Below are 21,975 nucleotides of genomic sequence, written 5' to 3' on the forward strand. Positions count from 1 at the left end.
CCGGATGTCGCGACGTAACGACAAGAATCTTTTGGTGGGCCTGGACATCGGGACCTCCAAGGTCGCCGCCCTGATCGGCGAGCTCAAGGATGATGACCAGATCGAGATCATCGGTATCGGCGCCCATCCCTCGCGCGGACTCAAGCGCGGGGTGGTGGTCGATATCGAGTCGACGGTGCAGTCGATCCAGCGTGCGGTGGAGGAGGCCGAGCTGATGGCCGGCTGCGAGATCCACTCGGTGCACGCCGGGATCGCCGGCAGCCATGTGCGCAGCTTCAACTCCGACGGTGTCGCCAAGGTCAACGAGGGCGAGGTCACCCAGGCCGATGTCGATCAGGTGATCGACTCGGCGCGCGCGGTGGCGATCCCGGCCGATCAGAAGACCCTGCACATCCTGCCGCAGGAGTTCATCATCGACGAGCAGGGCGGGGTGCGCGAGCCGATCGGCATGTGCGGGGTGCGGCTCGAGGCCAAGGTGCATATCGTCACCGGCGCGGCGAGCGCGGCGCAGAATCTCACCCGATGCATCCGCCGCTGCGGACTCGATGTCGACGATCTGGTGCTCTCGCAGCTGAGCTCGAGCTACTCGGTGCTCGGCGAGGACGAGAAGGAGCTCGGCGTCTGTCTGGTCGACATCGGTGCCGGCACGACCGATATGGCGGTGTTCACCAATGGCGCCATCCGTCACACCTCGGTGATCCCGATCGCCGGCGACCAGGTCACCAACGACATCGCCGTGGCGCTGCGCACGCCCACCCAGTACGCCGAGCAGATCAAGGTCGAGCATGCCTGCGCGCTTGCCCAGCTCGCCACCGACAGCGAGGCGATCGAGGTGCCGAGCATCGGCGATCGGCCGCCGCGCCGGCTCTCGCGGCAGATGCTCGCCGAGGTCGCCGAGCCGCGTTACGAGGAGCTGCTGACCCTGCTGAAGAACGAGCTGCGGCGCAGCGGGCTGGAAGAGGTGGTCGCCGGCGGCGTGGTGCTCACCGGCGGCGGGGCCAAGATGGAGGGCCTGGTCGAGCTGGCCGAGTCGGTGTTCGACATGCCGGTGCGTCTCGGTGTGCCGCAGCACGTCGTCGGCATGCCCGAGGTGGTCGACAACCCGGCCTATGCGACCGGGGTGGGGCTGCTGATGTATGCGCGCCAGCACCGCTTCGCCCGTGCCCCCGAGATGGCCGAGGGGCCGGGGTTGCAGGGGATGTGGTCGCGCATGCGCGGCTGGTTCCAGGGCACGTTCTAGAGGGACGATGCCGCCGCTTCGGTCGCTCCGGGGCGGTGGTGTCGGCAGGGCGGTGTCGCGAGCGGCACCGTAGTCGGGATGGACCGCGGCCTGCGGTCTCAGGGCCCGGTGTCCGGAGGACGCCGGGGATGTCGGGGGGCGGTGCCGCCTGGAGCGCGGCACCGACGAGGTTTCAGGTTTTTGCGCACTGCAACAAGAGAGGAGATTTCACATGTTCGAACTGATGGACACCCATAGCCAGAACGCGGTCATCAAGGTCATCGGCGTCGGCGGTGGCGGCGGCAACGCGGTCAACCACATGGTCGCCTCGACCATCGAGGGGGTCGACTTCATCTGCGCCAACACCGACGCCCAGGCGCTGAAGAATTCCAACGTCAAGACCATCCTGCAGCTCGGCGCGGGCATCACCAAGGGGCTGGGTGCGGGCGCCGACCCCGAGGTCGGGCGCAACGCCGCGATGGAGGACCGTGATCGCATCCAGGACGCGCTCGAGGGCGCCGACATGGTCTTCATCACCGCCGGCATGGGCGGCGGTACCGGTACCGGCGCCGCGCCGGTGGTCGCCCAGGTGGCCAAGGAGCTGGGCATCCTCACCGTCGCCGTGGTCACCAAGCCCTTCCCCTTCGAGGGCGGCAAGCGCAGTCGCGTGGCCGAGGCGGGCATCGCCGAGCTGGCGACCAATGTCGATTCGCTGATCACCATCCCCAACGAGAAGCTGCTGGCGGTGCTCGGTAAGGAGATGAGCCTGCTCGATGCCTTCCGTGCAGCCAACGACGTGCTGTTCAACGCCACCCAGGGCATCGCCGAGCTGATCACCCGTCCGGGGCTGATCAACGTCGACTTCGCCGACGTCAAGACGGTGATGTCGGAGATGGGCGTGGCGATGATGGGCACCGGCGCGGCCCAGGGCGAGAACCGCGCCCGCGAGGCGGCCGAGGCGGCGATCCGCAGCCCGCTGCTGGAGGACATCGATCTCGCCGGCGCTCGCGGCATCCTGGTCAACATCACCGCCGGGATGAGCCTCACCATCGGCGAGTTCGACGAGGTCGGCAGCACGGTGCGCGAGTTCGCCGACGATGACGCCACCGTGGTGGTCGGGACCGTGGTCGACCCCGAGCTCGAGGACGAGCTGCGGGTGACCGTGGTCGCTACCGGACTCGGCGGCAATCGCGCCAAGGCCCGCCGCCCCGGGCTGCAGGAGCCGGCGATGCGTCTGGTCAGCGGTGACGGCGGTGAGGGTGCGCCCGACTATCGCGAGCTCGATCGCCGTCCGGCGGTTGCGCGCAAGGCGGGTGCCCAGGCGGCCTCGGAGTCGGTCGGGGAGAGCGACCTGGACTATCTCGACATCCCCGCGTTCCTGCGTCGTCAGGCCGACTGATCAGGGGTTTCCCTGTATCTGAAAGGCGTTTTAAAACAGGGGGGTCGTGTCTTGTCGCGTGCGAAACTTGATAAATCTTCGGGAAAACCCTAAGCTATCCGAAACCGCACCCGTCGTGATGACGCGCGTGCACATGAATCGAGCACAGGACAAACGGCGCGGGATCGGTTGAACCGGTCCCGCGCGGTACTCGAACGGCAACCGGCAGGGATCGCCGTCGGCCGCCGTGGATAGCGAGGGGTAACCCGGGCGATGATCAAGCAACGCACCTTGAAGACCGTGATCCAGACCACCGGCGTGGGACTCCACACCGGTGAGAAGGTCGCGCTCACCCTGCGTCCGGCCGCCCCGGATACCGGTATCGTGTTCCGGCGGGTGGATCTCGACACCCCGGTCGAGATCCAGGCCACGCCCTTCAATGTCGGCGACACCCGGCTCTCCACCACCCTGGTGCGCGGCGACGTGCGGGTCTCCACCGTCGAGCATCTGCTCGCCGCCTTCGCCGGCTTCGGCATCGACAACGCCTATGTCGACCTCGGTGCCGCCGAGGTACCGATCATGGACGGCAGCGCTGCGCCCTTCGTCTTCCTCATCCAGTCGGCCGGTGTCGAGGAGCAGCCCAGGGCCAAGCGCTTCATCCGCATCAAGCGCCCGGTCGAGGTGCGTGACGGTGACAAGTTCGCCCGCTTCACGCCTTATCACGGCTTCCGGGTCGATTTCTCCATCGATTTCGATCATCCGGCCTTCCACGCCCGGGTCAATCGCGCCAGTATCGACCTCTCGACCCACTCCTTCGTGCGCGAGGTCAGCCGCGCCCGGACCTTCGGTTTCCTCAAGGAGATCGAGGCGCTGCGTCAGCAGAATCTCGCCCTCGGCGGCAGTCTCGACAACGCCGTGGTGGTCGACGAGTACCGGGTGCTCAACGAGGAAGGCCTGCGCTACGACGACGAGTTCGTGCGTCACAAGATGCTCGACGCCATCGGTGACCTGTACCTGCTCGGCCACTCGCTGGTCGGCGCCTTCTGCGGTCACAAGTCCGGACACGCACTCAACAACATGCTGGTCCGCGCCCTGGTTGCCGACACCGCCGCCTGGGAGGAGGTCAGCTTCGAGGACGGTGAGTGCGCTCCCATCGGTTATGGTCAGCCGGTGGCCGCGATCTGAGTCGCCGGGTCGGGGCGGGGCGACGATGATGACCGTGCCCCGCCCAAGCCAATCCACTGCAGCAACGACCGATCGATGCCGAGGCATCGATCGGTCGTTTGCGTGCGCCCGTGCCCCTGCGCTCAGTCGCTCGAGGTGTCGTCCTCGGCATGATGCTCGGCGAGCCGTCTGAGCGTGGCGGCGAGCTCGGGGTCGTCGAGGTGTTCGGCGGCGGTGCGCAGGTGTTCGACGGTTGCCGCTGAGAGTCGACGCGGAGTACCGACCTGGGCCTTGGGAGCGTGCTGGCGCTGAGGTTGCGGCGGCCGGGTCTGGATGCGCACCGCGGTGAGGTCGCGCGCGGCCAGCGCGGCGCCGAGATCGCGGGCGAGAAAGCGCGCGCGGGTGGCCCACGCCGGCGAGTCGAGTACCAGCACCAGGGTGGTGTCCTCGAGGTGGGCGTCGATGCAGTGACGCTGCAACCCCCCGGGGACGCGTTGACGAGCGGCCTCGAGCAGCTCGAGCTCACGCTGTCGCCGGGCGAGCCGGTCGCGCACCATGGGGTTGTTCCAGAGCAGGTCGTGGATCGTCTTGGGCCGGTCGGGCATCACTGCGGGCTGTCGCTGTGTCGAGGATGAGGCGTGCACTGGTGCCCGATGATATCCATGAGGCGTAGGTATTCAATCATCGGGCGTTTCCGGTCGATCGCCAATGGGGCCGTCTCGGCAAAGCCATGATCAAATCACGTCGCCATAGTATAAACTCGCGCCCTCTGGCGTGAGCCCAACCGTAGAGAGAAGCGATGCATCATCTCGATCGAAGCAAGGCCCTGCGCGGCCAGGTGATCCTGCTGGCCCTCGGGGCCTGCGCCCTCGGTGGCGGCGGGATCGGATTCCTGACCGGTCAGTCCCTCACCCGCATCGAGCCGCCTGCTCCACCGCCCGCCTCCGCATCCACCCTCTCGATCCCCGCCAACCCCTCCACCGATGAAATCAACGCGCTCGCCGCCCGTCTCGGTGAGATGCAGGCCGAACTGCTGCGACTCAATGCGCTCGGCGCGCGGCTGGTGCAGATGTCAGGGCTCGACGCCGAGGAGTTCGACTTCGATCGACCGCCGCCGCAGGGTGGACCCGCCGAGGGACCGGTGCGCGACTACACCATCAAGGAGCTGGTCAGCGAACTCGGCAGCGTCGCCAGCCTCATCGATGATCGCCAGCGCAAGCTCGGGGTGATCGAGGGCGTGGTGATGGAGCAGGGGCTCAAGGCGCAGGCGTTGCCGACCAACTGGCCGGTCGCCTCCGGTTATATCACCTCCAACTTCGGCTATCGCATCCATCCGACACGCAAGGTGCGGTTGTTCCACAGCGGTGTCGACTTCGCCAGTCCGCGCGGCACCCCGATCGCTGCGGCTGCCGATGGCGTGGTCGAGTTCAGCGGCCGGCGCAATGGCTACGGTTGGGTGGTCGATATCCGTCACATGGACGGGCTGATCACCCGCTACGCCCATAACAGCAAGAACCTGGTCGAGGTCGGGCAGATGGTGCGCCGGGGCCAGAAGATCGCCACCGTCGGCTCGTCGGGCGTCGCCACCGGTCCGCACGTGCACTTCGAGGTGCTCAAGGACGGCGAGCCGGTCGACCCCATGGCCTATCTCGGCAAGACGCCCAAGCGCACCCTGGCCGACGCCGGTGCCGATCAGTCGGGCGGCTGAGCGTCGTCTGCAGCTTCACCGGGGCGTGTCACGCGTCCCTCGTCATGCCGTGCGCCCTGCGGGGGCCTCGTTCGCTCCGCCCCCGGCGGTCCCGCAAGGGTCAAGTAAATCCGGTACAATTTCCCGATTTTCCCAGGACAGGTTTCAGTCAATTCGATGGTCACTCAACTGCTCAAGAAGGTCTTCGGCAGCCGCAACGATCGCCTGGTCAAGTCGCTGCTGAAATCGGTCGCGAAGATCAATGCACTCGAACCCGAACTCGAGCGGTTGTCGGACGAGGCGCTCGCGGCCAAGACGCCCGAGTTTCGCCAGCGGCTGGCCGGCGGCGAAGCCCTCGAGGCGCTGCTCCCCGAGGCCTTCGCGGTGGTGCGCGAGGCCGGACGACGGGTGCTCGGCATGCGTCACTTCGACGTCCAGATGGTCGGCGCCATGGTGCTCAACGACGGCAAGATCGCCGAGATGCGCACCGGTGAGGGCAAGACCCTGGTCGCGACCCTCGCCGCCTATCTCAATGCGCTGCCCGGCAAGGGCGTGCACGTGGTGACCGTCAACGACTATCTGGCGCGTCGCGACGCGGCCTGGATGGGACGTCTCTATCACTTCCTCGGGCTCTCGGTCGGCGTCATCAACTCCTCCGGCGGCATGGGGCCGGACGCCGCCTCCTACCGCTTCGATCCCGACTACGTGCCCAGCGGGGACGCCGGCTACCGTCACCTGCGCCCGGTCACCCGGCGCGAGACCTATGCCGCCGACATCACCTACGGCACCAACAACGAATACGGCTTCGACTACCTGCGCGACAACATGGCCTTCTCGGCCGAGCAGCGGGTGCAGCGCGATCCCTTCTACGCCATCGTCGACGAGGTCGACTCGATCCTCATCGACGAGGCGCGCACGCCGCTGATCATCTCCGGTCCCTCGGACGGCAACACCGAGCTCTACAACCAGGTCAACGCGCTGATCCCGCGGCTGACCCGTCAGGAGCCGACCACCAACGAGGACGGTCAGCCCGATTTCGGTCCCGGTGATTACTCGGTCGACGAGAAGATGCGCCAGGTCTATCTCAGCGAGGAGGGCCACGAGCGCGTCGAGCAGATGCTGCTCGAGGCCGGACTGCTCGAGGCCGGCGCGAGCCTCTATGACCCCGGCAACATCGCGCTGATGCACCATGTCTACGCGGCGCTGCGTGCGCACGCCCTGTTCCAGAAGAACGTCGACTATATCGTGCGTGACGGTCAGGTGATCATCGTCGACGAGTTCACCGGCCGTACCATGCCGGGGCGGCGCTGGTCGGAGGGGCTGCATCAGGCGGTCGAGGCGAAGGAGGGCGTGGACATCCAGCCCGAAAACCAGACGATGGCCTCGATCACCTTCCAGAACCTGTTCCGGCTCTACCCCAAGCTCTCGGGCATGACCGGCACCGCCGACACCGAGGCCTACGAGTTCCAGCAGATCTATGGCCTCGAGGTGGTGGTGATCCCCACCAACCAGCCGATGATCCGCGACGACCGTGGCGACCTGGTCTATCTCACCCAGGACGAGAAGTATCAGGCGATCATCGAGGACGTGCGTGACTGCGTTGCGCGCGGTCAGCCGGTGCTGGTCGGCACCGCCTCGATCGAGACCTCCGAGCTGGTCGACCGGCTGCTCACCAAGGAGGGGCTCGGCCACGAGGTGCTCAACGCCAAGCAGCACGAGCGCGAGGCCGGCATCATCGCCCAGGCCGGTCGCCCCGGCGCGGTGACCATCGCCACCAACATGGCCGGTCGAGGGACCGACATCGTCCTCGGCGGCAACCTCGAGGCCGAACTCGAGGCCGCCGGCCCCGATGCCGACGTCGAGGCGCTGCGCGCCGACTGGGAGCAGCGCCATGCGGCGGTGCGCGAGGCCGGCGGTCTGCACGTGATCGGCACCGAGCGTCACGAGTCGCGGCGCATCGACAACCAGCTGCGCGGCCGCTCCGGGCGTCAGGGCGATCCGGGCTCGACCCGCTTCTATCTCTCGCTCGAAGACAATCTGATGCGCATCTTCGCCTCCGAGCGGGTCGGCGCGCTGATGAAGCGCCTCGGCATGCAGAAGGGCGAGGCGATCGAGCACCCCTGGGTGACCCGCGCGATCGAGAACGCCCAGCGCAAGGTCGAGGGACGCAACTTCGACATCCGCAAGCAGCTGCTCGAGTACGACGACGTCGCCAACGATCAGCGCAAGGTGATCTATCGCCAGCGTCGCGAGCTGATGGACGTCAACGACGTCAGCGCGACCGTCGCCGCGATGCGCGCCGACGTCCTCACCGAGGTGATCAACGGCTACATCCCGCCGGAGAGCTTCGAGGAGCAGTGGGACCTGCCCGGTCTCGAGGAGGCCCTGGCCGAGCACTTCGGCGGTGATTGGCCGCTGCGCCGTTGGCTCGAGGAGGACGACTCGCTCCATGAGGAGACGCTGCGCGCGCGCATCGCCCAGACCCTGGAGACGCGCAACGGCGAGAAGGAGCAGCTCATCGGCGCCGACAACATGCGCCAGCTCGAGAAGGCGGTGATGCTGCAGACGCTCGACGCGCAGTGGAAGGACCACCTCGCCGCGATGGACTATCTGCGCCAGGGCATCCATCTGCGCGGCTATGCGCAGAAGAACCCCAAGCAGGAGTACAAGCGCGAGGCCTTCGAGATGTTCTCGGCGATGCTCGAGGCGATCAAGCAGGAGGTGATCGGCACCCTCGCCAAGCTGCAGATCCAGACCGCCGCCGACCTGCCCGAGCGCCAGTCCGCGCCGAGCGCCGACTTCGAGTTCAAGCACGAGACCTTCACCGGACTCGACACCGACCAGGCCGAGCCCAAGCCCGAGGCCGATCCGGCGGCACGCGCCGCGCAACCCGAGGGCGATGCGCCCTATGTCCGCGACGGTCGCAAGATCGGGCGCAACGAGCCCTGTCCCTGTGGCTCGGGCAAGAAATACAAGCAGTGTCACGGCAAGGCGAACTGAGACCATGACCAGCACCGACACGATCGACTTCCTGCCGGTCTCCGGCATCCGTCTCGGCGCCTGTGCCGCCGGTATCCGCTACCAGGGGCGTGACGACCTGGTGGCGATGGAACTGGCCGAGGGGACGACCTGCGCCGCGGTGTTCACCCGCAACGCCTTCTGTGCCGCACCGGTGACCCTGGCGCGCCGCCATCTCGCGAGCGCCGCGCCGCGCTATCTGCTGATCAACGCCGGCAATGCCAACGCCGGCACCGGTCGACAGGGGCTGGAGGCGGCGCAGGCGAGCTGCAGCGCGCTGGCCGGCCTGGCCGGCTGCGCTTCGGAGCAGGTGCTGCCCTTCTCCACCGGGGTGATCGGCGAGCACCTGCCGGTCGAGCGCTTCAGCGCCGCGCTGCCGGGGCTGCTGCCGGTGCTCGCCGCCGACGCCTGGCCGGCGGCGGCACGCGCGATCATGACCACCGACACCTTCCCCAAGCTCGCCTCGCGCCGCTTCCAGTGCGGCGGACAGACAGCGACCCTCACCGGGATGGCCAAGGGCTCGGGGATGATCTGCCCCGACATGGCGACCATGCTCGCCTTTATCGCCACCGACGCCGCCATCGCCCCCGAGGTGCTGCAGCAGGCGTTGCAGACGGCCAGTGATCGCTCCTTCAATGCCGTCAGCGTCGACGGCGACACCTCGACCAACGACGCCTGCGTGCTCGCCGCCACCGGCGCGCTCGGCAATGCGCCGGTCAGCGATCCGGCGAGCGCCGACGCGACGGCCCTGCAGGAGGCGCTGGAGTCGCTCTGCACCGAGCTGGCGCGGGCCATCGTCAAGGACGGCGAGGGCGCGACCAAACTGGTCACCATCGCCGTCGAGGGCGCGCGCGACTGGCACGAGGCGCGTCGGGTCGGCTATACCATCGCCCACTCGCCGCTGGTCAAGACCGCGCTCTTCGCCTCCGATCCCAACTGGGGCCGGATCCTCGCCGCGATCGGTCGCGCCGGGGTCGAGTCGCTCGACATCGACCGGGTGCAGGTGTGGCTCGGTGATGTGGCGATCGTGCGTGACGGCGGGCGTGCCGCCGACTACGAGGAGGCCGCCGGCGCTGCGGTGATGGCCGAGTCCGAGATCCTCATCCGTGTCGATCTCGGCCGCGGTGAGGCCGAGGCCCAGGTACTCACCTGCGATCTGTCCTACGACTATGTCCGCATCAACGCCGAATACCGCAGCTGATCGCGATCCCGCCGAGATCCATGTCATGGTCGGCGCCATCGCCGACCACGAGGGCCGGATCCTCATCGCCCGCCGTCCCGAGGGCGTGCACCAGGGCGGGCTGTGGGAGTTCCCCGGCGGCAAGCTCGAGACGGGCGAGTCGCCCATCGCCGGGCTCGCCCGTGAACTCGACGAGGAACTCGGTATCCGTGTCGAGCACAGCCGACCGCTGATCCGGGTGCGTCATCACTACGGCGACCGGCGGGTGCTGCTCGACGTCCACCGGGTCGAGCGCTATGCCGGCACGCCCGAGGGGCGCGAGGGCCAACCGCTCGACTGGGTACACCCCGAGACGATGGACCCCGACGACTTCCCCGCCGCCGACCGGCCGATCATCACCGCGCTGCGCCTGCCCCCGCTGATGCTGATCACCGGGGCCGATCCCGAGCACACCGGGCAGTTCCTGCGCCGGCTCGAGCGCGCCCTGGAGGACGGGGTGCGACTGGTGCAGCTGCGCGCGCATGCGCTCGGCGCCGCCGCCTATCGCGCGCTGGCCGAGCAGGCGTTCGAGCGCTGCGAGCGTCATGGTGCCAGGCTGCTCCTCAATCGCGCCCCGGAGGAGGTCGTCGGGGTGCCGCGTCACGGGCTGCACCTGGGCTCGAGCCTGCTCGCGCGGCTGGGCGCGCGTCCCGGCGCGCCCGGCGAGCTGGTCGGCGCCGCCTGTCACGATGCCGCCGAGCTCGATCGTATCGCCACCCTCGGGCTCGACTACGCGCTGCTCTCACCGGTCAAGACGACCGCCACCCACCCCGGCGCCGCGGCCCTCGGCTGGTCGCGTTTCGCCGCCATCGCCGCCACCGCCAATGTTCCGGTCTACGCCCTCGGCGGCATGACCCGCGACGACCTCGACACCGCCTGGGACCTCGGCGCCCAGGGCATCGCCGCCATCCGCGGGCTGTGGCCCGGCGACTAGCTTTCAGCGGCCAGCCGCCAGCCATCAGCTACCGGCCACCAGCTACTTGCCGCCAGCGTCGTAGGATGGGCAAAGCGCAGCGTGCCCATCGAGGCGCACGCAGGCACCGAGCACGCTGCGCTTTGCCCGGGACGGGTCGCTGTTGGCCGGGAATCGACCGTCATCCACGCCCAAAACCCCTTCGTGTCCTTGGTGTCTTCGCGGTTCGAGTCAGCTTCCAGCGACCAGCCGCCAGCGGGTTGAACCGCAAAGCCGCAAAGGGCGCGAAGAGAAGAAGGGCTTCCAGCTGCCAGCCTCCAGTGAGGAGGCTGGATCGTCTTGTGCGCCGCAGTTGACTGCAAACCTAGACTTCAGGCCGCTCGCTGAAGGTCGGTCAGTGTCTTTGCGTCCTTGGCGGCTTTGCGGTTCAATCCCGCTGGCCGCTGGCCGCTGGCCGCTGGCCGCTGGCCGCTGGCCGCTGGCCGCTGGCCGCTGGCCGCTGGCCGCTGGCCGCTGGCCGCTGGCCGCTGGCCTGGGCCGACTCAATGCTCCGGCGATGTCTGCTGGGGCGGGATCTCGGGGTCGGTCGGTTCGCTGATGCGGTGGTTCTCGTTGAACCACTCGCCGAGGTCGATGAGGCGGCAGCGCTCGCTGCAGAAGGGGCGCCAGGGCGAGTGCTCGCTCCATTCGACGGGGGCGGCGCAGTTGGGGCAGGGGACGGTGATGGACATGGATCAGAAAAGACAGCAGGTCAGTCGGAAGGGGATGTCGTCGCTGGTCTGGGCCGGGCGCTCTTCACTCTCGATGGTCATGAAGCGGATGCTGAAGCGGTTCTTGTGACCGCTGACCTCGGGGTAGAGTCCGCTGTTGGCATCGACGCCGATGCGCACCAGTTGTGGCGGCACCTGGGTCTCCAGCGCCTCCTGATAGAAGCCCGCCTCGGCCATGGCCTGACGCGGCGGGGCGCTGGCGCGTACCAGCGAGAGTGTCAGCGCGATCGCCTGGTGGGCCGGGCGCAGGTCCTCGAGCCAGTCGGCCAGACGCTGTTGACGCTGTTCGGGCGGTTGCAGCAGCCAGTGGTGGAGTTGCGGCAGATCGAAGCTGCAGCTGCCGCCGGGGATGCTGTTGCGCTGGGCGACGCCCTTGAGGAAGTCGTCCTCGCGGGCGATCTGGCCGATTGGACCGTCGATGGCGAGGATGGCGTTACGCGAGCGCTCCAGGTCGCTGAGCACGCGCTCCAGGGCGCCGGGGTCGACGCCGGGCCGCGAGGCGATGCGGCGCAGGGTCTCGAGCGTGCGTTCGAGTTCCTTGAGCAGCTCGTTGCGCACATCGGCGCGGGCGGTGATGGCGACGATCTCGATCAGGCTCTCGAGCGCGGCGCGCGTCGCCCAATCCTCGGGCTGGGGCGCGAAGTGATCGAAGCGCTCGAACAGGTGTTCGAGCCGGAGGAAGGTCCGGGTGCGCTCGTTGAGCGGATGTTCGAAGGTCAGGACTGTCGGCACGGCGGATGTCTCGGGATCAATTCGACCCTTGGCTCTCGGTGGCTGGCGCGGTGCGCGGCCCCCGGCTGACATTGACCGCCGACGCCCGACGGGCGTCGGCCCCTCGCTCGATTGTGCGGCTTTTGTTCACAGAAGTCACGGGGGGATCGGGCTATGGCCGCCAGCCGCCAGCCGCCAGCCACCAGCTGCCAGTCACCAGCTACCAGCTACCAGCTACCAGCCACCAGTCACCAGTCACCAACTACCAGCGGGCGTGTGCATTCAGCCGCAGCGATGAGTGAAGGCCGACCTTTCCCTACTGGAGGCTGACCGCTGGTGGCTGATCGCTGATCCCCCTTTCTCAACCCAGCCGCAACGCCTGCTTGTAGAACCTGGGCACGGCGTCGGGGTCGCTGGTCATGAGGATGTCGTCGAGCAGCCAGTGCGGCATCCGGCCCTGGTCGGCCATGTGCGCGAGCTGGGTCTGCAGGCCCTCCCAGTAGAAGCCGTCGCCGCAGCCGTCGAAGAACACCAGGGGGCCGGACTCGATCACCCCGAGCTTCATGTCGGTGAGGGTCAGGCCGATCTCCTCGAGGGTGCCGACGCCGCCGGTGAGGAAGATGTGGAAGCTGGCGATCTCGAACCAGCGCTGGCGCGACTGTCGGCTGCGGCTCTGGAAGGTCTGGTAGAAGTCGGCGCTGTCGTTGGGCTTCTGATCGATGGTCTCGATGAAGCTCGAGCCGACCATCAGCCCCATCTCGTGGGCCACGTCGGTGACCTGCTGCATGGCCCCGGGGCCGCCGCCGGTGAGGATGCTGATGTCGTTGCCGAAGAGTCCGCGCAGGTTGGTGAGCAGGCGCTCGACCTGGGCGATGCCGTGGTCGTTGAGCGGTCTGGTCGAGCCGTAGATGGCGAACACCAGGGTGTCGTGGAAGCGCGAGACGTTCTCCGGTGCGGTGAAGTAGCCGCGCAGCCCGCGGAAGACGTGCTTGACCACGTGCCCCCGTGCGTCGTTGCACCAGAACACCTCGATCCCCAGTCCCTCGTAGTCGGCCAGCCGGCCATGATCGCGTGCCGAGAGGAAGTGTCCGTGCTCGAACGAGGCGCGGCGGAAGATGATCCGGCCGATGCGTTGCTGCAGCGCGGCGGCGCAGATCTCGGTGTGCTCGACCAGGTTGGGGAAGTAGCCCAGCAGCAGGGTGGCGCGCGCGCCGTCGGGGAGTTCGGAGAGCACCGAGGTGCCGCACTCGGGGCGGGTGTCGAGCCTCAGTCCCTCGGCCACCAGCCCGGCGGCGAGCTCGGTGCCGCGACGCGGATCCGGCGGGGTCTGCGGCTGGGTCCAGATGTGCTCGGGCTCGTCGCCGACGCGCAGTCGCGCGGGGGCGTGGCTGATCGCCATCATCCGGTGGGAGTAGTGGTCGCGGTTGGCGCCGCTCTCGAGCCGGTCGAACACCGCCTTGAGGGTCTCGAACTCCGGGTCGGGCTGGTTGCCCGGCTCGCCCTGACGCTCGGGGCCGCCGTGCCAGTAGCGACGACGGGGTTCGAGTGCGATCGCCTCGTGGACGGTGGCGGCGACGCTGGGGTTGATGATGAGCTGGTCGGAGCGGTTGATGAACTCGAGATAGATGTTGGTGCCCCGGGTGGTGATCGGATCGAGCACCGTGGCCTGCAGGTGCAGCCCCAGCGCCTCGTCGAGGTTGCGCAGCACCACGTAGTGACGATGGAGGAACATCGAGCAGGCGGTGACCAGCCCGTCGCGCGGGGGCAGCTCGATGTGCTCGACCGGCTCGCGGATCTGCAACCGGTTGAGCAGGTCCTTGCCGTCGGCATGGGTGGCGATGGCGGTGACCTGCTCGATACCGAGCGGCTGGGCGAAATGGAAGATCTGGCGCTGCGGGCGCAGGATCAGATAGCCGTTGCTGTCGATCGAGAAGCCGGAGGGCACCTGGATGGCGTTGTCGCGGATCAGTCGGTGGATCTCGGTCGAGTCGAGTCGGGTGTCCTCGGGACAGAACACCAGTCGCCCGACGCGCAGTCCGGGGACGACGATGCGCTCGAGATGCTCGCCGATGCCGTAGGAGGCGATGGCGGCGACGATCTGCAGGCGCAGGTCGCAATAGGTGTGGTCGAAGGTCGGGGCCGGCGCGGCGGGGACGATGTTGATCCCCAGTCGCGCCAGTCGGCTGCGCGCGGCGAACAGCAGCTCGGACTCACGCCCGGCGACGCGGGAGCGGAACTCGGGGCCGAGTGCGAAACGGGCCTCGACCAGGAATCCCTCGTCGGTGCGCTCGACGACCTTGGTGATCCAGCCGTCGCTGGTCTGTGGAGTGGCGTACATGGCAGCATCCTGAAACGATGGTGTCAGGGAAGGCGACCCGATCGATGGTACGCCTCCATCCCCGCTCGCGCGACCAGGGGGTGTTGGCCTGGGCGTGACGATTGCGTGACCGGTCTGCGGCGTGGCTCAGGCCGCGGGCTGCTCCAGTGTCTCCATGAACTGGGGGCCGAACAGTCGGCGCAGCTCCTCGCGACTGGTCTGACCGGTGCGCAGTCGCTGCAGCGCGACCTCGCGCATCGCCACATAGCGTCCGGGTCGCTCCAGCATCTCCACGCCGCCGCGCGGTGCGCCCTCGCCGATCCAGTGCGCCAGGGTCTCGTCGATCAGCAGGAGTTCATAGACCAGCACCCGGCCGTGATAGCCGGTGTGGCGGCACCGTGGGCAGCCGACGCCGCGATACAGCGGCTCGCCGCGCTCGGCCAGGTCGCGGGCGAGGTCGTCGCCGAGGTCGGGCTGGCGACAGTGCTCGCAGAGCCGTCGGGCGAGACGTTGGTTGACCACGCCGATCAGTGCCTCGGCGATGGTCGCGGCGGGGATCTTGAGGGTGCGCAGCCGGTTGACCACCGCAAACACGCCGTTGACGTGCAGGGTGGAGAGCACCAGGTGGCCGGTCTCGGCCGCGCGCATCGCCGCCTCGGCCGTCTCGCCGTCGCGGATCTCGCCGACCAGCATGATGTCGGGGTCGTGGCGCAGGAAATGGGTGATGGCCTGGTCGAAGCCGTAGCCGGCGCGGCGGTTGACCTGGGTCTGGGTGGCGAAGGGCAGGGAGTACTCGATCGGGTCCTCGACGGTGATGATGTTCTTGCCCGTGAGCCCCTGGGCGCGCAGTCCGGCATAGAGGGTGGTGGTCTTGCCCGAGCCGGTGGGACCGGTCATCAGGATGATGCCGTGGGGCTGCTCGAAGAGCGCCTGGAGCAGCGGCAGGTGCGCGGGCAGGAAGCCGAGTTCGTCGAGCCCGCTGATATAGGCCCCGGTGGGCAGCAGACGCAGCACCACGTTCTCGCCGTGCGGGGTGACCACGGTGGAGACGCGGACGTCGTAGGTGTCGTCATTGACGGTGGTGGTGAAGCGACCGTCCTGCGGCAGCAGGCTGTCGGCGATGTCCATGCCGGCACGCACCTTGATCGCGGCGGTCAGCCGCGCCAGCACCGGCTCCATGCAGTAGACCGGCAGCAGTACCCCGTCGATGCGGAAGGAGAGATGGATCGAGCGCGACTCGGGCTGGATGTGGATGTCGGTGGCGCGTTCGGCCACGGCATAGTGGAGGATGCGCGCGAGCAGGGTGTCGGTCGAGAGGGTGTTCTGCTGGTCGAGCCGGAGCTTCTCGTACTCCTGCACGAAGGCGCGCTCGAGGGCGCTCGACTCGTCCCCGCCGAGCTGTGCGATCAGCTTGGGGACGGCGGAGAACTCGGTCTGCAGCAGCCGGACCCGCATCCCGGTGCGCCGGTCGATCAACGCCATCAGCCGCTGCGGATCGGCGTTGCCCATCGCCACCCGCAGCTCGCCCTCGACCACGTCGATGGGACACATCCCGTGGTTGATGCAGAGCTCGCGACGGAACAGCTCGCGGACCTCCTCGTGTGGTGGCGGCAACTGCTCGAAGGGGCAGTAGGGCAGGTCGTACTGCACCGCCAGACAGCGCGCCACCTCCTGCTCGGTGACCAGCCCGAGCCGGATCAGCAGGGCGCCGAGCGGCTCACCGCTGACGCGCTGTTTCTGCAACGCATAGACGATCTGCGAGCGGTTGACCGCGCCGCTGGCGAGGAGCTGCTCGCCGAGCAGCGGACGCTTGTGCTGGATGGGGCCTGGCGGGGTGCTGGGGGCGATATCGGCGGGCATGATGCGGGCTCGGCTCTCGTACGGTTCGGGTTCGGGGCGGGTCAGTTGCAGTCCATCGAGACATAGACGGTGAGGGTGGCGATCTGGGCCTCGTCAGTGGCGGTGTCGTCCACGCTCCACGTCTTGCTTTCGGCGGTGGTTTCGGCGGCTTTCCCTTTTTGGCGCACGCAGCCGAAACGGGCATCGACCAACCCATCCTTCTGGGCGTCGATCATCCGTGCCAGGTCGGGGGTGACCCGCTCCAGGATCATCACGTTGTGCGTGTCCTTGCGATAGCTGCCGATCGCGCCGTCGGGGACGGCCCAGTCGAGGGCCTGGAAGCTGACCTCCATGTCCTGCGGGTTGCCGTTGCTGTCCTGATAGCCGTAGTGGGTCTCGAACCCGACCCCCCGCCCCGAGGGCAGGCTGACGCCGGCGGCGAGCATGGCGCTGACCAGGTCCTCGCGGCGAACCGCGTCGCCGCCCTCGTTGACCTGTCCGGTGGGGCTGGCCGGGTCGTCGAGCAGTACGTGACCCTGGCCGACGGTGTAGCTGCCGTAGGCGTTGTGCCAGCCGCCGATGAAGATGAAGTCGTTGATCAGCTTGACATAGGTCGACTGGCGCATCAGATCGCCGCCGACCTTGGCCATGCTGATCAGCATGCCGATCACGATCAGCGCGATCGACAGCTCGAGCAGGGTGAAGCCGGCGGCGCGGCGTGGCGGGGTGGTTGGTCGGTTCATCGCGGGGTCACGGGTGCTGGTCATCGAAGACGCCCAGTGCGTCCTGGGCGCGGACATTGTTCCTGACGGAGTCGTAGAGCGGGTCGAGCTGGTTGTCGATGAGGTCGTCGAGCTCGTCGAGCCGGCCCTTGACCTCGTCCTCGATCTCGACCTTCTCGACCAGCGCCAGGGCGGCGAACACCGCCCCGCCGGCGGCGGCGGCGACGCCGCTGGTGGCCACCACGACGGCGCCCGACTTGGCGCCGTAGCTGTTCATGGTGGCGGCGATGGCCACGGTCAGCGAGGCGCTGGCGCTGGCGATCCCGGAGGCGGCGGCGGCGACGTCGGAGGCGCCGCCGAGGACGTCGGCGCTGGCCATCTCCTTGACCACCTTGAGCTGCTCGCGATAGTCGCGCGCGGCCTGGCGGAAGATCGCCAGCGTGGTCTCGACGTTGGGGTGAGCGTGTCCACTCGCCGCGATCACCCCGGTGCAGCCCATGCGCTCGCGCAGCTCGTTGAAATAGCGCACGTGTACCCGGTCGTCGTTGCTCGCCGAGATCGGGCTGGTGGGGTGCTCGAAGGCGGTGCGGGTGGCGGTGTTGGGCGAGTTGCGCCCGTCGAACAGCGAGCCGTCGGCGTCGCGATCGGCGGTCCCGGGGTCGACCAGCAGATAGGCGACGTGCTCCTGCGCCGTACTCGAGGCGATGTGCACATGGTCGGTCGAGAGGGTCTGGTCCTGTGCGGTGCCGAGCGCCTGACAGAGATCGAGGCTGTTGGCCACGCCGAGCGCGCGCGGCGCGCCGGTCGGCGGCAGGCCCTCGGCGAGATAGGGATGGAGACGGTCGCGCCGGACGGTCAGCGCGGTATCGAGGCGCGGGTCGGCGCTGTCCGGGCGGACATAGACGGCATAGAGGAAGTCGTAGTCGCTGGCATTGCGCAGCGGCGCGCCGAGCCCGAGATCGACATAGGGCAGCAGGCCGATGACGGTGTCCTCGTCCTCGTGACCGTCGCCGTCGGCGTCCGCCCAGGGCAGACGGGCATGAACGAAGGCGAAGCCCTCGAGCGCGGCATGGGTGCTGACGACGCGTGGCGCGACCTCGGACTCGCGCACCGCCTCGCGGGTTGCCGGCAGCAGCTTGACCGCGAGCATCGCCACCGCGCCGAGCGCGAGCATCGCCACCGACAGCTCGATCAGGCTCAGGCCCTTTTGTTGATAAGCGTTCATTGGTACCAGCCGCGTCGTTCCAGGGTCATGGTGTTGTTGACCCGTGTGTTGCGATCGTCGATCACCTCCAGCAGGTTGTCGCGCGCGTTGCGCGCCTGCTCCAGCGCGGTCGCCTTCTCCTCCTTCTTCTCCTCGATGTCCTGCGCGCCGGTGGTGATCGAGTAGGCGGCCATGCCCATCGCATAGGCACTCAACGCGATCGCGCCGCCCTTGGCCGCGGCGCCGGTGGCCGTGGCCAAGGCATCACCGGTGCCGATGAGGTTGCCGGTGACGTCGAACACCGCGCTGCCGATGGCATGCTCCTGTGCCGTCTCGGCGTGGTCGAGGTTGTCGTGACGGATCTCGTAACCGAGGCGGCGGAAGTCCTCGAACCATTGCTGGGCGCGGGCGAGGTCGTCGGCGGCATAGGCGTCGCGCGCCGAGGCGTTGACCCGTGCGATCAGGCGGGGGCAGTCGAGCAGCGCGGCCAGCGTGGTGAAGCCGAGCGCCTCGACGCGGTCGTCGTAGACCGGCGGGGCGTCGCGTTCGCGCCGTCCGGGCGAGGCGAATGGCGTGGCCCGGTTGTCGCTGTCGACCACCCCGTCGGCGCCGGGGTCGACCAGCACCACCGCCATCCGCACCCGGGTGTCGGGCCGGTCGAGGGCGCGCACCGCGAGCATCTCCGCCGGCGTCTCGCGGGCGCCCTCGACCAGCGCCACGCAGAGATCGAGACCGTTGATCCCCGGCGTCGGCGGGCTGTAGGTCGGTGGCGCGCTGCCCGAGGGCTGGGTGATCCCGCTTTCGTTGGTGCTCGGGTTCCACGGGCCGGGGGCGGTCCAGCCGGCGGCGGCGGGGAGTTGCGGGTGGAAGTGTTCGGTCGGCTCGGTGAGCAGGCCGGCGACGGCGTAGCGCAACGCGAAGCCCTGGGGGTTGCGCGGCGGTTCGGTCAGCCCGAGGGTGCGATAGGGCACGAACCCGCTCGCCACCTCGCCGCCACAGGCGGCTGCGGCCTCGCCGCTGGCCGCGCTCGTCGCCGGACAGGGCAGTCGGTCGTGACTGACGAGATGGCCGATCAGCGCCTCACGCACCCGCTCGAGATCGCCCCCCGGGCGCTCGGCGCGATTGAGTTCGCCGAGCGCCTCGAGCAGTGGCGGCATGGCCATGAAGGTCAGTCCGCCGACCAGCAGTGCCACCGACATCTCGACCAGGGTGAAGCCGCGCTGCTTGGTGTTCATCGTCCCGTCCCCAGTTCGTCGGCGGTGCCCAGGATCTCGAGTCCGGCCTCTTGCTCGAAGCGATCGGGCAGCGGGCTGGGGGCCTCGACGTCGTCGAACTCGTCGGGCAGGTCCGGGTTGGGGTCGGCGCCGATCGCGCCCGGGTCCGGCTCGACCCGGGCGATGCACTGGCCGCTGTCCGGGTCGTACTGCTTGCCCTGCTCGCCGCAGCGATAGCCCTCGATCTCCTGCTCCAGGTTGGTGACCTCGTCGGTCAGGCGATCGACCTCGATCTGTGCCTGGCTCAGCTCGATCTGGGCATTGCCGAGCGCGAGATAGCGGTCGTAGAGGGTCTGGATGTGCTGCGCGAGATCGCAGGGCTGGGCGTCGTCGCACATGCCGCCGTCGCCGAAGCCGTCGGTCTTCGGCGGCTCGAGCGCGAGACCGGCGCTCTTGAGTGCGTTGAGCGCGCTGATCCAGGTCTGCTGGGTGGTGCTGGCGTTGGGCCGGAGCGCGGCGGCGTCCTTGACCTTCTGACAGTCCCCGCAGGCGCCCTTGAGGTTGGTGAGTGCGGTGCCGATAGCGGTGTAGTCGGTGCTCTCGGGCGAGGCGTTGATCTGGTTGCGCAGGGTGTCGCAGTCGGTGCTCGAGGCGCCGCTGCAGATACCGCTGTCGGCGAGCACCGTCTGGATCGCCGTGTCCAGCGCGGCGCGGGCGGTGAAGTGGGGCTGACGCGCGGCGTACTCGGCGATCAGCGCGGCGTCATAGGTCTTGAATTTGTCGGCCTCCTGCTCGAGCCAGGTCTTCTGGGCATCGGCCTGGGCGAGCGTCTCGGTCTGCTGGGCGCGGGCGTCGGCCCTGGCGTCGCGTCCGGCGGCAAGCGTCGAGCAGAAGCTGTCGCGGGCGTCGCTGTCGAGCGTCGCGCCATTGGCCTTGCCGGTGTCGCACGGCTCCTGGCTGATGTCGATCATGCGCTGGGCGCTGATCTCGGCCTCCAGCGCCGTGACATGGCCGTTGAGCGCGATGATCATGCCCGGCTCGCCGGGGTTCTCCTCCAGGCTGATGCCGCAGGCGGCGCGGGCATCCTCCAGCGTGGCGCCGCCCTCGATCTGTTCCTGCATGCAGGCCTCGACGGCGGGGTCGGCGCCGAGGTCGGGGTCGAGGTCGCCGAGGCGTTCGAGCCAAGGCGCCATCTGCTCGGGGATGCGCGCGTTCATGGCGTCGAGCTTGGGCTGGATCGCGGCGGTGGCCGCGTCCCACTCGCCCTGTCGTTCGGTCACCCTGGCCTGTGCGGCATCGCGGGGGATCAGCGCCGCGGCGAGGTCGGCGCGCGCCTGGGCGAGGTCGTCACCGAGCTCGGCGATCTTGTCGCTGAAGTCGGGCGCGGGGGCCTCCGGCGGGTTGAAGTCGGCATCGCAGCCGGCCTTGATCTTGTCGTAGATGAGCCCGTACTGGACGGTGTAGACGCCCGCCGCAGCGGTGGTGACCGAGGACAGACCCAGCGCGACCGAGGCCAGGCCGGTCCCGGTCGAGGCGAGCACCAGGGCGGCGGTGTGGATCGGCAGGGTGACGCAACCGGGCAGCACGAAGGGTGGGATGCAGGTCGCCGCCGAGCGGGCGATCTGCACGCCGGACTCGGTGACCTGTTCGGTGGCCGCGCCGATCCCGGTCCCGGTGGAGTAGATGTCGACGGCGCTGCGCGCGGTGCCGACACCGGCGAGGATGGTGCCGAGGAAGGCCGATTCGACGTTCGAGTTGGTGAAGTCGCAGACCTCCTGCTGGACGGCGAGCGCGTCGGCCATCAGGTTGAGGCTGCGGCGCACGATGTCGCAGGTGAGCACCCCCTCGACCTCGGCGAAGCCGCGTACCAGGGTCGAGTCGTCGTAGCGGTTGCGGGTGAGCGGGGTACCGGGGGCGTGGAACACCGGGCGGTCGAGAGCCTGGTTGAGCCCGTCGTAGAGCCCCAGGGTGTCGCTGCCCTGGCCGTCGGCGTTGAGCCGGCCGGGGACGGCGAGCGCATAGGCGACGTTGTGTTGCGCCCCGTCGCTTGCCTCGGTGTGCAGCAACGCGGTGTCGAGCGCCGTGCCGGCGGCGGTGTCGAGCGCCATGCAGTAGTCGAGCAGATTGATGTGCCCGGCGCCGTCGGTGAAAGGGTACTCGGTGCCGTCGCTGTTGCGCGGGTGGAAGAAGTGATCGTGACGGGTGAGGTCGATGCCGGCGCTGTCGCGATAGACGCCGTAGAGCAGCGGCACCTCGCCGGCGGAGTAGGTGCCGGCGGCCATCCCCAGGGTGCGGTAGGGCAGATAGCCCTTGTCGACGGCGCAGTCCTCGTGACCGTCGCCGTCGCCGTCGGGACAGGGCAGGCGGCGTTCGCGCACCATGAACTGCAGCAATTGACGATCGGCGAGTTCGAGCAGCGCCTGCCCCTTGACCTCGGCGTTGCGGTCGCGGGTCTGCTGGGTGAGATACATCACCCCCCAGATGGCGCTGGCGGTGAAGGTCAGGATCAGCAGCATCTCGATCAGCCCGAAGCCGCGCTCGGGTGGTCGCGGTCGGGGAGGTTGGGGGCTGGGGTGCGAGTGTGCTGGGATCATGGTGCG

16 protein-coding genes are annotated in these 21,975 nt (G+C 68.8%); 7 read left to right on the plus strand and 9 right to left on the minus strand.

Annotated features, from left to right (window positions below; genetic code table 11):
* Positions 1 to 4 precede the first annotated feature (4 nt).
* From ftsA to lpxC, 3 genes are all read left to right on the plus strand, one after another.
* Complete coding sequence (gene ftsA / locus EBL85_RS01805; protein WP_123140013.1) at positions 5 to 1,240, plus strand: cell division protein FtsA; 1,236 nt, start codon at positions 5 to 7, stop codon at positions 1,238 to 1,240.
* Positions 1,241 to 1,451: 211 nt separating this feature from the next.
* Positions 1,452 to 2,618, plus strand: a complete 1,167-nt coding sequence (gene ftsZ, locus EBL85_RS01810; RefSeq protein ID WP_123140012.1) for a cell division protein FtsZ — start codon at positions 1,452 to 1,454, stop codon at positions 2,616 to 2,618.
* A gap of 252 nt (positions 2,619 to 2,870) precedes the next feature.
* Positions 2,871 to 3,782, plus strand: a complete 912-nt coding sequence (gene lpxC / locus EBL85_RS01815) for a UDP-3-O-acyl-N-acetylglucosamine deacetylase (RefSeq protein ID WP_062277320.1) — start codon at positions 2,871 to 2,873, stop codon at positions 3,780 to 3,782.
* Positions 3,783 to 3,904: 122 nt separating this feature from the next.
* On the opposite strand, the gene EBL85_RS01820 is transcribed toward lpxC, so the two are convergent.
* The gene (locus EBL85_RS01820) at positions 3,905 to 4,366 is read right to left on the minus strand and encodes a DciA family protein (RefSeq protein ID WP_123140011.1); all 462 of its coding nucleotides are present in this window, start codon (positions 4,364 to 4,366) and stop codon (positions 3,905 to 3,907) included.
* A gap of 194 nt (positions 4,367 to 4,560) precedes the next feature.
* Between EBL85_RS01820 and EBL85_RS01825 the strand changes: the two genes are divergently transcribed.
* From EBL85_RS01825 to EBL85_RS01840, 4 genes are all read left to right on the plus strand, one after another.
* A complete protein-coding gene (locus EBL85_RS01825) occupies positions 4,561 to 5,469 on the plus strand; it encodes a M23 family metallopeptidase (protein WP_123140010.1) in 909 nt (302 codons plus the stop codon).
* 156 nt (positions 5,470 to 5,625) lie between these two features.
* Positions 5,626 to 8,448, plus strand: a complete 2,823-nt coding sequence (gene secA / locus EBL85_RS01830; RefSeq protein ID WP_123142013.1) for a preprotein translocase subunit SecA — start codon at positions 5,626 to 5,628, stop codon at positions 8,446 to 8,448.
* Positions 8,449 to 8,452: 4 nt separating this feature from the next.
* Positions 8,453 to 9,667 carry a bifunctional glutamate N-acetyltransferase/amino-acid acetyltransferase ArgJ gene (gene argJ / locus EBL85_RS01835; RefSeq protein WP_123140008.1) on the plus strand — a complete coding sequence of 405 codons (1,215 nt, stop codon included), beginning with the start codon at positions 8,453 to 8,455 and terminating at the stop codon, positions 9,665 to 9,667.
* Positions 9,668 to 9,692: 25 nt separating this feature from the next.
* Positions 9,693 to 10,619: a Nudix family hydrolase gene (locus tag EBL85_RS01840; protein ID WP_123140007.1), complete on the plus strand. Its 927-nt coding sequence runs from the start codon at positions 9,693 to 9,695 to the stop codon at positions 10,617 to 10,619.
* A gap of 521 nt (positions 10,620 to 11,140) precedes the next feature.
* On the opposite strand, the gene EBL85_RS01850 is transcribed toward EBL85_RS01840, so the two are convergent.
* The 8 genes from EBL85_RS01850 to EBL85_RS01890 form a co-directional block, all read right to left on the minus strand.
* Positions 11,141 to 11,329 carry a DNA gyrase inhibitor YacG gene (locus tag EBL85_RS01850; RefSeq protein ID WP_123140006.1) on the minus strand — a complete coding sequence of 63 codons (189 nt, stop codon included), beginning with the start codon at positions 11,327 to 11,329 and terminating at the stop codon, positions 11,141 to 11,143.
* 3 nt (positions 11,330 to 11,332) lie between these two features.
* Complete coding sequence (gene zapD, locus EBL85_RS01855; RefSeq protein ID WP_123142015.1) at positions 11,333 to 12,100, minus strand: cell division protein ZapD; 768 nt, start codon at positions 12,098 to 12,100, stop codon at positions 11,333 to 11,335.
* A gap of 340 nt (positions 12,101 to 12,440) precedes the next feature.
* Positions 12,441 to 14,417 carry an LOG family protein gene (locus EBL85_RS01865; RefSeq protein WP_123140004.1) on the minus strand — a complete coding sequence of 659 codons (1,977 nt, stop codon included), beginning with the start codon at positions 14,415 to 14,417 and terminating at the stop codon, positions 12,441 to 12,443.
* A 126-nt stretch (positions 14,418 to 14,543) separates the two neighbouring features.
* Positions 14,544 to 16,256, minus strand: coding sequence for a GspE/PulE family protein (locus tag EBL85_RS01870; RefSeq protein ID WP_123142017.1), 1,713 nt, complete (start codon positions 16,254 to 16,256; stop codon positions 14,544 to 14,546).
* Between the two features lie 41 nt (positions 16,257 to 16,297).
* Positions 16,298 to 16,978, minus strand: a complete 681-nt coding sequence (locus EBL85_RS01875) for a type II secretion system protein (RefSeq protein ID WP_190288024.1) — start codon at positions 16,976 to 16,978, stop codon at positions 16,298 to 16,300.
* A 7-nt stretch (positions 16,979 to 16,985) separates the two neighbouring features.
* Positions 16,986 to 18,182: a type II secretion system protein gene (locus EBL85_RS01880; protein ID WP_123142019.1), complete on the minus strand. Its 1,197-nt coding sequence runs from the start codon at positions 18,180 to 18,182 to the stop codon at positions 16,986 to 16,988.
* Positions 18,179 to 19,396, minus strand: coding sequence for a type II secretion system protein (locus EBL85_RS01885; RefSeq protein ID WP_123142020.1), 1,218 nt, complete (start codon positions 19,394 to 19,396; stop codon positions 18,179 to 18,181). Before EBL85_RS01885 ends, EBL85_RS01880 begins: the two co-directional genes overlap by 4 nt.
* Positions 19,393 to 21,969 (minus strand): type II secretion system protein J, encoded by a 2,577-nt coding sequence (locus EBL85_RS01890; RefSeq protein ID WP_148040505.1) that lies wholly within the window; start codon positions 21,967 to 21,969, stop codon positions 19,393 to 19,395. The genes EBL85_RS01885 and EBL85_RS01890 overlap by 4 nt, the downstream gene beginning before the upstream one ends.
* Between the last annotated feature and the right edge of the window lie 6 nt (positions 21,970 to 21,975).

The organism is Marichromatium sp. AB32 (genome assembly GCF_003718675.1).
Taxonomy (GTDB): Bacteria; Pseudomonadota; Gammaproteobacteria; order Chromatiales; family Chromatiaceae; genus Marichromatium; species Marichromatium gracile.